This window comes from Streptomyces sp. P5F9, assembly GCF_057961495.1.
Genome location: NZ_JBXVPZ010000286.1, coordinates 1 through 12,632 on the forward strand (window position 1 = coordinate 1; position 12,632 = coordinate 12,632).

The 12,632-nt window shown below is 69.2% G+C and carries 14 protein-coding genes; 10 read left to right on the forward strand and 4 right to left on the reverse strand.

Features of this window, described 5'->3' with window-relative positions; genetic code table 11:
- On the reverse strand, positions 1 to 737 hold a 737-nt coding region (locus AC31A1_RS34030), incomplete at its 3' end, for a hypothetical protein (protein WP_489657005.1).
- A 217-nt stretch (positions 738 to 954) separates the two neighbouring features.
- Here AC31A1_RS34030 and argH point away from each other — a divergent pair.
- The 4 genes from argH to AC31A1_RS34050 all read left to right on the forward strand — a co-directional run bounded on the left by argH (position 955) and on the right by AC31A1_RS34050 (position 5,686).
- Positions 955 to 2,385 (forward strand): argininosuccinate lyase, encoded by a 1,431-nt coding sequence (gene argH, locus AC31A1_RS34035; RefSeq protein WP_489657006.1) that lies wholly within the window; start codon positions 955 to 957, stop codon positions 2,383 to 2,385.
- Positions 2,386 to 2,560: 175 nt separating this feature from the next.
- On the forward strand, positions 2,561 to 3,532 hold the full coding sequence (locus AC31A1_RS34040) for an aldo/keto reductase (RefSeq protein WP_489657007.1): 972 nt from the start codon (positions 2,561 to 2,563) through the stop codon (positions 3,530 to 3,532).
- A gap of 82 nt (positions 3,533 to 3,614) precedes the next feature.
- A complete protein-coding gene (locus tag AC31A1_RS34045; protein WP_393765443.1) occupies positions 3,615 to 4,166 on the forward strand; it encodes a TetR/AcrR family transcriptional regulator in 552 nt (183 codons plus the stop codon).
- Positions 4,163 to 5,686 (forward strand): MFS transporter, encoded by a 1,524-nt coding sequence (locus AC31A1_RS34050; protein ID WP_489657008.1) that lies wholly within the window; start codon positions 4,163 to 4,165, stop codon positions 5,684 to 5,686. Before AC31A1_RS34045 ends, AC31A1_RS34050 begins: the two co-directional genes overlap by 4 nt.
- 69 nt (positions 5,687 to 5,755) lie before the next feature.
- On the opposite strand, the gene AC31A1_RS34055 is transcribed toward AC31A1_RS34050, so the two are convergent.
- Entirely contained in the window at positions 5,756 to 6,508 is a 753-nt protein-coding gene (locus tag AC31A1_RS34055) for a lysophospholipid acyltransferase family protein (protein ID WP_489657009.1), read from the reverse strand.
- A 240-nt stretch (positions 6,509 to 6,748) separates the two neighbouring features.
- On the opposite strand from AC31A1_RS34055, the gene AC31A1_RS34060 reads away from it, so the two are divergent.
- From AC31A1_RS34060 to AC31A1_RS34070, 3 genes are all read left to right on the forward strand, one after another.
- Positions 6,749 to 7,930 carry a glycerophosphodiester phosphodiesterase gene (locus AC31A1_RS34060; protein WP_489657010.1) on the forward strand — a complete coding sequence of 394 codons (1,182 nt, stop codon included), beginning with the start codon at positions 6,749 to 6,751 and terminating at the stop codon, positions 7,928 to 7,930.
- 73 nt (positions 7,931 to 8,003) lie between these two features.
- The gene (locus AC31A1_RS34065) at positions 8,004 to 8,510 is read left to right on the forward strand and encodes a sigma-70 family RNA polymerase sigma factor (RefSeq protein WP_489657011.1); all 507 of its coding nucleotides are present in this window, start codon (positions 8,004 to 8,006) and stop codon (positions 8,508 to 8,510) included.
- A gap of 46 nt (positions 8,511 to 8,556) precedes the next feature.
- On the forward strand, positions 8,557 to 9,054 hold the full coding sequence (locus AC31A1_RS34070) for a GNAT family N-acetyltransferase (protein ID WP_393765453.1): 498 nt from the start codon (positions 8,557 to 8,559) through the stop codon (positions 9,052 to 9,054).
- Here the strand turns inward: AC31A1_RS34070 and AC31A1_RS34075 are convergent.
- Together AC31A1_RS34075 and AC31A1_RS34080 are read right to left on the reverse strand one after the other, a co-directional pair.
- Entirely contained in the window at positions 9,044 to 9,487 is a 444-nt protein-coding gene (locus tag AC31A1_RS34075) for a hypothetical protein (RefSeq protein WP_489657012.1), read from the reverse strand. The genes AC31A1_RS34070 and AC31A1_RS34075 overlap by 11 nt on opposite strands.
- 1 nt (position 9,488) lies before the next feature.
- Positions 9,489 to 9,848, reverse strand: coding sequence for a hypothetical protein (locus AC31A1_RS34080; protein ID WP_393765456.1), 360 nt, complete (start codon positions 9,846 to 9,848; stop codon positions 9,489 to 9,491).
- Between the two features lie 50 nt (positions 9,849 to 9,898).
- Between AC31A1_RS34080 and AC31A1_RS34085 the strand changes: the two genes are divergently transcribed.
- The 3 genes from AC31A1_RS34085 (at position 9,899) to AC31A1_RS34095 (ending at position 12,618) form a co-directional block, all read left to right on the forward strand.
- Positions 9,899 to 10,549, forward strand: a complete 651-nt coding sequence (locus AC31A1_RS34085; protein WP_489657013.1) for an HAD family hydrolase — start codon at positions 9,899 to 9,901, stop codon at positions 10,547 to 10,549.
- A 333-nt stretch (positions 10,550 to 10,882) separates the two neighbouring features.
- A complete protein-coding gene (locus AC31A1_RS34090; RefSeq protein ID WP_489657014.1) occupies positions 10,883 to 11,917 on the forward strand; it encodes a methionine ABC transporter ATP-binding protein in 1,035 nt (344 codons plus the stop codon).
- A complete protein-coding gene (locus AC31A1_RS34095) occupies positions 11,914 to 12,618 on the forward strand; it encodes a methionine ABC transporter permease (RefSeq protein WP_489657015.1) in 705 nt (234 codons plus the stop codon). Before AC31A1_RS34090 ends, AC31A1_RS34095 begins: the two co-directional genes overlap by 4 nt.
- Positions 12,619 to 12,632: the final 14 nt, after the last annotated feature.

Below are 12,632 nucleotides of genomic sequence, written 5' to 3' on the forward strand. Positions count from 1 at the left end.
TTGGCGCCGCCCTGTCCGACGGTGTCGACGAGGCGCTTGTTGGCCTCGGCGATCTGGGTGTCGAGAAGGGCGAGGTTCCGGTCGACCTCGGCCTGGGCGGAGGCCGGAACGGCAGGGAGCTGCGACTTCACGTCGGGGCAGGAGATGGTCCCGGCCGCCGTGGTGGTGTCCGTCCCGCCGGCCGCGTCGGTGGCGGACGCCGTGGCGCTGGGAGTCGCGGTGTCGGTCGCACCGGTATCCGTGCCGGTGTCGGTTCCGCCGGTCTCGGTGCCGCCGACGTCGGTCCCACCGGTGTTGAGGGCGCAGGGGGCCAGCGAGTCGAGACCCGTCGGTTTGGTGCCCTGACGCCCGATGGAAATGGCGATCCGGTCGATGGTCGAGACCCGCTTGTCCTTCAGCGGGCCGAGAATGGCGTTCTGGACGAAGTTGGCGCCGCCCTGTCCGACGGTGTCGACGAGGCGCTTGTTGGCCTCGGCGATCTGGGTGTCGAGAAGGGCGAGGTTGCGATCGACCTCGGCCTGGGCGGAGGCCGGAACGGCGGGCAGCTGCGACTTCACGTCGGGGCAGGAGATCGTCCCCGGGTCGGCCAGCGTCCGGGCGCTCTGCGCCGTGCTGCCCTTGTCCGGCGTCCCGGCGAGGGCGGACCCGGCGATGACCGCGCCGGACAGCACCACGGCGGCGGCACCGCCGATGAACACGACGCGACGCTTGTTGTACTTGGGGAGAGCCCTGGACATGCGAATGCCTCACTCGGGTCAGGGGTGAACAGGGGGTGACTCGTGGGGGAAACGCGGCGCCTGCGTTCGGCGAGAGGTACGGGAAAGCGGTTGCCGATGTTCAAGGTTCTTTCAAATTGACGAATCATGCATGGCTCTGCATAATCATGCATGCGAGACAATGCAGGGGCACCACAGAACGACGACCCCCATCCACAGCCTTTGAGGAGCAGCGCAAGTGAGCAGCAACAGCGGTGACGTACGGCTCTGGGGCGGTCGTTTCGCCGACGGTCCCGCCGAGGCCCTGGCGAAGCTGTCCGCGTCCGTCCACTTCGACTGGCGGCTCGCGCCCTACGACATCGCCGGTTCCCGCGCCCACGCGCGCGTGCTGCACAAGGCGAACCTCCTCACGGACGACGAGCTGACCCGGATGCTCGCGGGCCTCGACCAGCTCGAAGCGGACGTCGCCGACGGCTCCTTCGTGGGCACGATCGCCGACGAGGACGTCCATACGGCCCTGGAACGCGGCCTGTTGGCCATCCTCGGCCCCGACCTCGGCGGCAAGCTGCGCGCGGGCCGCTCCCGCAACGACCAGGTCGCGACGCTGTTCCGCATGTGCCTGCGCGACCACGCCCGTTCGATCGGCGGCCTGATCGCCGACCTCCAGGACGCGCTGGTCGGCCTCGCGGAGGCCCACCCGGACGTGGCGATGCCCGGCCGCACCCACCTCCAGCACGCCCAGCCGGTGCTGTTCGCCCACCACGTCCTCGCGCACGTCCAGTCCCTGTCCCGGGACGCGGAACGCCTGCGCCAGTGGGACGAGCGGACGGCTGTCTCGCCGTACGGCTCGGGAGCGCTCGCGGGTTCCTCCCTCGGCCTGGACCCGGAGGCGGTGGCGAAGGACCTCGGCTTCGAGCACGGCTCGGTCGCCAACTCGATCGACGGCACGGCCTCCCGCGACTTCGTCGCCGAGTTCGCCTTCATCACGGCGATGATCGGGGTGAACCTCTCCCGGATCGCCGAGGAGATCATCATCTGGAACACGAAGGAGTTCTCCTTCGTGACCCTGCACGACGCGTTCTCCACCGGTTCGTCGATCATGCCGCAGAAGAAGAACCCAGACATCGCGGAGCTGGCGCGCGGCAAGTCGGGCCGCCTGATCGGCAACCTGACCGGCCTGATGGCCACGCTCAAGGCCCTCCCCCTCGCCTACAACCGCGACCTCCAGGAGGACAAGGAGCCGGTCTTCGACTCCATCGATCAACTGGAGGTCCTGCTCCCGGCGTTCACCGGCATGATGGCCACCCTCACCATCCACCGCGACCGCATGGAGGAACTGGCCCCGGCCGGCTTCTCCCTCGCCACGGACATCGCCGAGTGGCTGGTCAAGCAGGGCGTTCCCTTCCGGGTGGCCCACGAGGTCGCCGGCGAGTGCGTCAAGGTCGCCGAATCCGAGGGCGTCGAACTGGACGGCCTCACGGACGAACAGTTCGCGAAGATCTCCGCCCACCTCACCCCGGAGGTGCGGACGGTCCTCAACGTCCCGGGCGCCCTGGCGTCCCGCAACGCCCGAGGCGGCACGGCCCCGAGCGCGGTGGCAGTCCAAATGGCCGAGGTGAAGCGGGACTTGGCGGCTCAGCACGAATGGGCCACGGCCAAGGAGAAGTAGGCCTGGGCATTCTGCCCCCAAGGGCCGCAGGCCCTTTGGGGGCGCGGGGAACTGCGCGAGCAACCACGACGCATCCGCACTCGCCACTCGACCGCACCGACCGAGCTCAAGGGCGAAGGTCATCCCGGGTTACGTTGGTCAGCAGCCGCACCACAGCCGACCAACGGAGCCCGCGATGCCCTTCGCCCGACTGGCCACCGCAACAACCCCCACCAGCCACATCGGACTGGGCCTCGCCGCAGTAGGCCGCCCGGGCTACATCAACCTCGGCCGAGAAAAAGACCTCGGAGAGCACCGCACCGTAGAAGCACTCCGCACCCGAAGCCACGAACTCCTGGACGCCGCGTACGCGCAGGGCGTCCGCTACTTCGACGCAGCCCGCTCCTACGGCCGCTCCGAGGAGTTCCTTGCCGACTGGCTGAAGGCCCACCCCGACCTGGACGACATCGTGGTCGGCAGCAAATGGGGCTACACCTACACCGCCGACTGGACCACCGACGCCGAGAAGCACGAAGTCAAGGACCACAGCGTCCAGACCTACGACCGCCAGCGCAGCGAAACCGCCGACCTCCTCGGCGACCGCCTGGACCTCTACCAGATCCACTCGGTGACCCCGGACAGCCCGGCCCTCACCGACAAGGAACTCCACGCGAAACTGGCCGAGTTGGCGGCGACGGGTGTCACCGTCGGTTTCTCCACCAGCGGGCCCGCCCAGGCCGACGCCATCCGCGCCGCCCTCACCGTGACGGTCGACGGCGAGCCCCTCTTCCGCACGGTCCAGTCGACGTACAACGCCCTGGAGATCTCCGCGGGCCCCGCCCTCGCCGAGGCGCACGACGCCGGCCTCACGGTGATCGTCAAGGAGGGCATGGCCAACGGAAGGCTGGCGGAGCCGCACGCGCCGGACGCCCTGAAGGCCGTAGCCGAGGAGACGTCACTTGGCACGGACGCGATCGCCCTGGCCCTGATCCTGCGCGAACCCTGGGCAGGCGTGGCCCTCTCCGGTGCGGCGACCGTGGGACAGCTCGCCTCCAACCTGCACGCGGCGGTCGTGGACCTGAACGACGACCAGCTCGCCCGCCTCGACGCGCTGGCCGAGGACCCGCACACGTACTGGGCGCGGCGGGGCTCGCTGCCCTGGCACTGACGATCACCTGATCCGACCCGGACCATGAGTCACGTATGCCCACCATGAGACAGATGTGTCTCACGTGGGTTACTGTTGTCTCATGGCTGTCGACCGTGACCACGTACTCCGCAGCGCGGCCGCGCTGCTCACCCGGAAATCCACGTCCACCATGGACGAGGTCGCCAAGGCGGCCGGGATCAGCCGGGCCACGCTGCACCGCCAGTTCGCCGGGCGCGACGCGCTGGTGCGGGCGCTGGAGGCGCTGGGCATCGCCGAGTGCGAGTCCGCGCTGGACGCGGCCCGGCTGGACGAGGGTCCGGCCGCCGACGCCGTACGGCGGCTGGTGCGGGCTATCGAGCCCGCGGCCGGACTGCTCGCGTTCCTCTACAGCGAGAACCAGCTCTTCGAGGGCGAGCAGCAGAACGCGGGCTGGAACAGGATCGACCAGCGGATCGCGACCCTCTTCCGGCGCGGGCAGTCCAGCGGCGAGTTCCGTATCGACCTCACCCCGGCCTGGCTCACCGAGGCGCTGTACGGCCTGCTGGCCTCCGGCGCCTGGGCGGTCCAGGAAGGCCGGGTCGCCGCCAACGACTTCACGCACATGATCGTCGAGCTGTTGCTCGGCGGAGCACTACGGAGAGAGGAATCATGACCAGCACCCTGCGGCCGGCGATCGCGACGGAGACGGAGAAGCGCCCGGGCCGTTGGCTCGCGCTCTCCGTCCTCGTGCTCGCCGTGCTGCTGGTGGCCGTGGACGCGACGGTCCTGGGCCTCGCAACCCCTTACATCAGCGAGGACTTGAAGCCGTCCGGCACCCAACTCCTCTGGATCGGCGACGTCTACTCGTTCGTCATCGCGGGCCTGCTCGTGTCGATGGGCAGCCTCGGCGACCGCATGGGCCGCAAGAAGATCCTGCTGATCGGAGCCACCGCGTTCGGCGCGATATCGGTCCTCAACGCCTATGCCACGACACCGGAGTTGATGATCCTGGCGCGGGCGCTCCTCGGCGTCGCGGGCGCGACCCTGATGCCCGCGACCCTCGCCCTGATCCGCAACCTCTTCCACGACCCGCGCGAACGCAGCCTCGCCGTCGGCATCTGGGGCGCGACAGCCTCCGCCGGTACGGCAGTCGGCCCGGTGGCGGGCGGCTTCCTTCTCGAACACTTCTGGTGGGGCTCGGTCTTCCTCATCAACCTGCCGGTGATGGCGGTCCTGGTCCTGGTGGGCATCAAGACGCTCCCGGAATCCAAGAACCCCAACCCGGGCCCGTGGGACCTGATCAGCGTGGTCCTCTCCCTGATCGGCGTGATCGGAGTGGTCTACGCCGTCAAGGAGGCCGCGACCCACGGTTTCGAGCTGCCCTCACTCGCGGTGGGCGCACTGGGCGCGGCGGCCCTGTACTGGTTCGTACGCCGCCAACTCACGCTCTCCGCACCCCTGTTGGACATGCGCCTGTTCCGCAACCGCGGCTTCAGCGCGGCCGTCCTGGCCGACCTGCTGACCATCCTCGGCCTGTCCGGCCTGGTGTTCTTCCTCTCCCAGTACCTGCAACTCGTCCAAGGGCGGGGCCCGTTCGAGGCTGGCCTGGCCGAAATCCCCGCCGCGGTAGGAGCGGTGGCGGCCGGCCTGATCGCGGGAAGGGTGGCCCGCCGCTTCTCGGTCCGCGCGGTGGTCGCCGGCGGCCTGGCGGCGGTGGGCCTGGCACTGGCCGTCCTGACGACCCTGGACCAGTCGACCGGTTACCCGCTCCTGGGTGCCGCGCTGCTGGTGGTGGGTGTCGGCGCGGGTTTCTCGTTCACGGTGACCGCCGACGTCATCCTCTCCTCCGTACCGAAGGAACAGGCGGGAGCGGCATCAGCGGTGTCGGAGACGGCGTATGAGTTGGGCGCGGCCTTGGGCATCGCCGTACTGGGCTCGATCGTGACGGGCGTGTACCGGGGCTTCGCGGCTCCGGCGGGAACGCCGAGCGGGGCACACGAGTCGTTGGGCGGCGCGGTGGAAGCGGCAGCGGGAATGCCGTCTCACGCGTCCCAGGAAATGCTGACCTCGGCCAGAGAAGCCTTCGTCAGCGGCCTCAGCGTCGCATCGGCAGTAGGCGCAACGGTCCTACTGGCAACGGCGGTTGCAGCTTGGTTCATGCTCAAGGGGCAGAACCTGGAAAACGCCGCCTAGGGGAATGCTTTTAGGGGCGCGGGGAACTGCGCGACCAGCCACAACGCACCCGCACCCAAAAACGAACCCTTACGCGGCCTTGGCCTTAGTGGCGTACATATCCACGTACTCCTGCCCAGACAACCGCATGACCTCAGTCATCACAGAGTCAGTCACAGCCCGCAGCACATACCGATCCCGGTCCATCCCCTCGTACCGAGAGAACTCCATCGCCTCACCGAACCGAACAGTGACCTTCCCCGGCCGGGGGAAACCCGCACCCCCCGGCTGCAACTTGTCCGTCCCGATCATCGCGAACGGAACAACAGGCGCGCCGGTCATCATGGTGAGCCGAGCGATCCCGGTCCGCCCCCGGTACAGGCGGCCGTCAGGCGACCGCGTGCCCTCGGGGTAGATCCCGAAGACCTTGCCCTCCTCCAGGATGCGACGGCCGGTCATCAGCGCCGCCACCCCACCGTTCGCGCCGTCCCGGTCGACCGGGATCATGCCGACGCCGGTGAAGAACCAGGCCATGAGGCGGCCCTTGAACCCCTTGCCGGTGACGTACTCGTCCTTGCCGATGAACAGCACCTGCCGGTCGCACACCAGCGGAAGGATCATCGAGTCGATGAACGTGAGGTGGTTGCCGGCCAGGATCACCGGACCGTCTCCCGGGATGTGCTCGATTCCCTCCACCCGGGGGCGGAACATCAGGCGCATGATCGGTCCGAGCAGTGCCTTGATGAGCGCGAAGCGGGACAACGGGCCCTCCGGTGTCAAGGGGGTTCGATATAAATCTGTGCAGGTGAGGACGATACTCGCGGCGCCCGGGGTAATGCACATCGGGTTCACCGAGGTCTTACGCAGTGTTGACGCACGTTTACCTGCGGTGCCGCGCCAGGACCGTCCCGTAACCGGACCGCCATGTTGTGACGCATCTCGCGTTCCATGGTGACGGCATGTCAAACCTGCCAGCCGGTACGACATCCAGCGTCACCGCCGAGTTCCGGCCGAGGTCTCCCGCCCGTCATCTACGCGCACCTACGATCGGCGCGCAGCGACGGGGCGACGCCAGGAGGTTTCATGGACACGCAGGGAACGCAGGGGCCGAACGAGCGAGCGGGCGGCACCGGACGGCGGGCGCTGCTCGGCGCCGCCGTGCTCGGCGCGGGAGTGGCCGCACTCGGACCGGCGGGCGCGGCGAGAGCCGCCGAGGCCACGACGGCCCGCCACGGAGGCGGCCTGAAGGACCTGCCCAAGCCGACGATCGTCGGTCACCGCGGCACCAGCGGCTACCGCCCGGAGCACACCTTCGGCTCGTACAACCTCGCCCTCGACATGGGCGCCGACATCGTCGAGGCCGGTGACCTCGTCCCCACCAAGGACGGCCACCTGGTCTGCCGGCACGAGCCGGAGATCGGCGGCACGACGAACGTCGCCGACCACCCCGAGTTCGCCTCCCGCAAGACCACCAAGCTGCTCGACGGCGTCTCCACGACCGGCTGGTTCACCGAGGACTTCACGCTCGCCGAGCTGAAGACCCTGCGCGCGATCGAGCGCATCCCGGTCAACCGCCCGCACAACACGCTCTACAACGGCCGCTGGGAGATCCCCACTTTTGAAGAGGTGCTCAAGTGGCAGGACGAGCAGACCCGTAAGCGCGGCAAGCAGGTCTGGATCTACCCCGAGATGAAGCACCCCACCTACTTCCGCAAGCGCGGGTTCGAGATGGAGAAGCTGCTCTCGACGATCCTGCGCAAGCACGGCAGGGACAAGAAGAACTCGCCGGTCCTCATCCAGTCCTTCGAGCCGACCAGCATCCAGAAGATCAACAAGCTCGTCGGCAACCCGCTGGTCGTGCTGCTGTCCGGCACGGGCACCCGGCCCTTTGACTTCGTCGACCAGGGCGACCCGCGCACGGTCGACGACCTGGTCACGCCGAAGGGACTCGCCGAGATCGCGACGTACGCGGACGGCCTCGGCCCGACGCTCGACCTGATCATCACGAAGAACGCCGACGGCAGCCTCAACAAGGAGACCACCCTGGTCGCCGACGCGCACAGGGCGGGCCTGATCCTGCACCCCTACACCATGCGCAACGAGAACCCCTTCCTGCCGCTGGAGTACCGCAAGGGCACGGCCGCGGACGCCTACGGCGACGCGTTCGGCGCCTTCAAGCGGTACTTCGCCACCGGCATCGACGGCGTCTTCACCGACAACGCCGACACCGGTCTGCTCGCCCGCGCGGACTTCGTCAACGGCTGAGTCCCGCGCCCCGTTGGAGTGACAGACGGCCGCACCGGCAACCTCGCGCCGGGGCGGCCGCGTCGTGCCGCATATGACACACCACCTTGTCGCCACCCTGCGCCCACTGCTCGCCGCCGAGGCATCCGCAGAGGCATATGCCTCCGGAGCCGAGCCCGGCGACCTCGAACAGGCCGTCTGGCTCCGCCTCCTGGAGCTCCTCGACGCCTCCGGCCCACCGGTCGACCCCCAGCGCTGGCTCCGCCGCGCGGTCCGCTCGGAAGCCCGCCGCACCCGCCGTACCGCCCGCCGCGAACAGTCGTACGGCGACGAGCCCGTCGACGACGGCGACCGCGGCCCCGAGCAGGCCGCGCTCACGGCGGCGAGGCATCGCGCGCTGCACGACGCGGTGAGCCGACTGCCGGGCCGTTGCCCGCGGCTGATGGAGGCGCTGCTGTCGCCCAAGGACCTCACCTACCGCGAAATCGCGGGGGAGTTGGGTATCTCACAGGGCAGTCTCGGCCCGGAACGTTCCAGATGTCTGGGATGTCTTCGGCGATTGCTGACGCCGGAGGTTGCGGCCCACGAAGCACGGGGATAGGAGTGAGGAATCAAGTGGCGATCAGGTGAGCGGGAGGCGTGCGCACATGGGCATGAGCGTGACCATCTCGGTGGCGACCGAGCAGGACGCAGAGCAGATCTTCAGGCTGCAGTACCTGTGCTTCCAGAGCGAGGCGGCGCTGTACGGCAACTACCGCATCGACCCGCTCGTCCAGAGTCTCGACTCGGTCCGGGGCGAGGTCGGCTCCGACTGCGTGTTCGTCGCCCGGCTGGGCGAGGAGGTGGTCGGATCGGTCCGCGGCACGGTGACCGAGGACGGCGCGGCGGCCATCGGCAAACTCTGCGTCCACCCGCGCCTCCAGGGCCACGGCATCGGCGCCCGCCTCCTCCGCGCGGCGGAGTCGGCCCTCGCAGGGGAACGCGGCGCCAAGAAGTTCCGCCTCCACACCGGCCACCGCAGCGAGGGCAACCTCCGCCTGTACCGCCGCGTCGGCTACGAGACCGTGGGAACCTCCCAGGGCGACGACGGCGTACCGATGATCGTCCTGGAGAAGCCGGTCGAGGCGTACGTCGCTACGGCGTGACGGTGCCGGAGGCGTCGGCAGTGTCGGTCGTGCGGTTCTTGCGCAGCCAGTACAGCGCGGACAGCGGCAGCAGCACGGGGATGAAGATGTACCCCGCGCCGTAGTACGACCAGACCGTCGCGTCCGGGAAGGCCGAGCTGTCGATCACGGTCAGCGTGCCGACGACGAGGACACCCGCGAGTTCGGCGGCGCAGCAGACCTGTGCCGCCCTGCGGGCCGTCTCGCCGCCGCGGATCAGGGAGTACGTGATGAATCCGTACACCACGCCCGCGACGGCCGACAGGGAGTAGGCGAGCGGGGCCCGGTCGAACTCGGTGGCGATCTGGTAGACGGAGCGGGAGACCGCGCCGACGACCATCACGCCGTAGAACCAGACGAGCAGCATGCCGGGCCCGCTGATGAGCCGCTTGGGCTTCTCTTCCACGGCGGTCATCTCAGCTTCCCCAGATGTCGTAGAGCCGCACTTCGAGCACGGCGAGGACCACACCGCCGGCCGCGGCCGTGATCGAACCCCAGCGGGTGCGCTCCGTCAGGGACATGAAGCCCGCCGCCGGGACCGACGCGAACGCGCCCAGCAGATACGCCACGAAGATCACGGTGCCCTGCTCCGGCTTCTCGCCGCGCGCCAACTGCACGATGCCGACCACCAGTTGGACCGTGGCCAGCAGGGTGACGACGGCCATGCCGATGAAGTGCCAGTCCTTGGTCGGCTGATCACGGTAGGCCGCCCACCCGCACCAGGCGGCGAGCAGCAGCGCGGCGACACCGGTCGCCAGCGTCAGGGCATCAAGCATGCAGTGACCTTATTACGGGCCAAAAGGCAGGTGACCGTAGGGTCGGGAACATGAAGATCCATGCTGAGGCCCTCCTGTTCGACAACGACGGCACGCTCGTCTCCTCCCTCGAATCCGTGCGCCGGTGCTGGACCCGGTGGGCGGAGGAGTTCGGGATCACCGCCGAGGACTTCGCCCGGGTCGAACTGCACGGGCGGACCGCCGTGGCGATAGCCGCCGACCTGCTGCCCGCCGACGTCGTCCCGGCCGCGGTCGCGCGGATCGAGGCGCTGGAGGTCGAGGACGTGCCCAACGGCGGCGCGACCCTGCTGCCCGGCACCCGGGACTTCCTCGACTCGCTGCCCGCCGACCGCTGGGCCGTCGTCACCTCGGCCACGCGCCGGCTCGCCGAGGCCCGGCTCGCGCACGCCGGCGTCCTCCCCAAGACCCTCGTGGTCGCCGAGGACGTCACGCGCGGCAAGCCCGACCCCGAGCCCTACCTGCTCGCCGCCCGTCAGTTGGGCGTCGATCCGGCCCGATGTGTCGTCTTCGAGGACGCCCCGGCGGGACTTCAGGCGGGCCGCGCGGCCGGAATGATCACCGTGGCATTGGCCACAACCCACCAGGCCCACGAGCTCGACGCCGACCTTGTTGTGAGTGACCTGTCAGCCCTGTCCGCGCTGGTCAGCGACGGGGGAGTGGAGATCTCCGTACGCGGCTGACGGGCGTCCGCCGCTGTCCGGCATGCGGACAGCGGCCCTTTGTCAGGACCGTACGTCTGCTTTACTGATTCCATGACCACGACGAGCTACCGCACCCTTGCGACCGAGGCGACCCTGACGCCCGGTGCTCGTTGTATGTGTCGAATGTGCGCCTTCTAGAGGGCCCCCGCACCACCCCCGGGCTTTGCGCCCCGAGCCTCGCGCCCCGAAGCGAGCCGCTGTGGCATGTCCGTACCTCGTATTTCGTACGTGACTGACGCCGCCCCGCGCACATTTCCCCCCTCGTACCCAGGGCACACCCACGCCCGCGTACCCGACAGTCATGGAACCCCAGTGATCACCACATCGGGCCTGACCAAGGTCTACCGCTCACGCGGCCGGGAGGTCACCGCCCTCGACGGCGTCGATCTCCACGTCCGCGTAGGCGAGGTGTACGGCGTCATCGGCCAGTCCGGCGCCGGCAAGTCCTCGCTCATCCGCTGCGTCAACCTGCTGGAGAAGCCCACGGCCGGCACGGTCACCGTCGACGGACAGGACCTCACCGCCCTCGCCGGGCGCGGACCGCGCGCCGGACGGGAACTCCGGCAGGCGCGCAGCCGTATCGGCATGGTCTTCCAGCACTTCAACCTGCTCTCCTCGCGGACCGTGCAGGACAACATCGAGCTGCCCTTGGAGATCCTCGGCAAGTCCGGGAAGGAACGCTCCGCCAAGGCCCTCGAACTCCTCGACCTCGTCGGGCTCGCCGACAGGGCGAAGGCCTACCCGGCACAGCTCTCCGGCGGTCAGAAGCAGCGTGTCGGCATCGCCCGCGCGCTGGCCGGCGACCCCAAGGTGCTGCTCTCCGACGAGGCCACCAGCGCGCTCGACCCGGAGACCACCCGCTCGATCCTCCAGCTGCTGCGCGACCTGAACCGGCAGCTGGGCCTGACCGTCCTGCTCATCACCCATGAGATGGACGTCGTCAAGAACGTGTGCGACTCGGCCGCGCTCATGGAGAACGGCCGCATCGTCGAGTCCGGCACGGTGAGCGAACTGCTCGCGACCCCGGGCTCCGAGCTGGCCTCCGCGCTGTTCCCGGTCAGCGGCGAGGCGCACGGCGCGGACCGCACGGTCGTCGACGTCACCTTCCACGGCGAGGCCGCCACCCAGCCCGTCATCTCCCAGCTCTCGCGCACCTACAACATCGACATCTCGATCCTCGGCGCCGCCATCGACACCGTCGGCGGACTCCAGGTCGGCCGGATGCGGATCGAACTGCCCGGCCGCTACGAGGACAACGTCGTGCCGATCGGCTTCCTGCGCGAACAGGGCCTGCAGATCGACGTGTTGGGCCAGGAGCCCGTACTGCTGAAGGAAGGTGCCAAGTGACCTGGTCGGAGATGCAGCCGCTGCTGTCCCAGGCGTGTTGGGACACGCTGTACATGGTCGGCTGGTCCACGGTCATCGCCGTCGTCGGCGGACTTCCGCTCGGCATCCTGCTGGTCCTGACCGACCGCGGCGGACTGCTCCAGAACGTCGCCGCCAACAAGGTCATCGGGCAGATCGTGAACGTCGCGCGCTCGCTGCCGTTCATCATCCTCATGGTCGCGCTGATGAACGTCACCCGGACCATCACGGGCACGACCATCGGCCGCGAGGCCGCCATCGTGCCGCTGGCGATCGGCGCGATTCCCTTCTTCGCGCGCCTGGTCGAGACGGCTGTCCGGGAAGTGGACGGCGGGCTCGTCGAGGCCGTGCAGTCGATGGGCGGCAACACCTGGACGATCGTGCGCAAGGTCCTCGTACCGGAGTCCCTGCCCTCGCTGATCTCCAGCACCACGACGACGATCGTCGCGCTCATCGGCTACTCCGCGATGGCCGGCACGGTCGGCGCGGGCGGCCTCGGCGACATCGCCATCCGCTACGGCTACCAGCGCTTCGAGACCCAGCTGATGTGGATCACCGTGGCGATCCTCGCGGTCGTCATCTCCCTCATCCAGTTCGCCGGCGACTACGCGGCCCGCTCCGTGCACCGGCGCGGCGGACGGTCAGGGCCCGCGCCGAGGCTCCGGCTGCTGAAGGCCGCGTAGGCCCACCCCGGCAC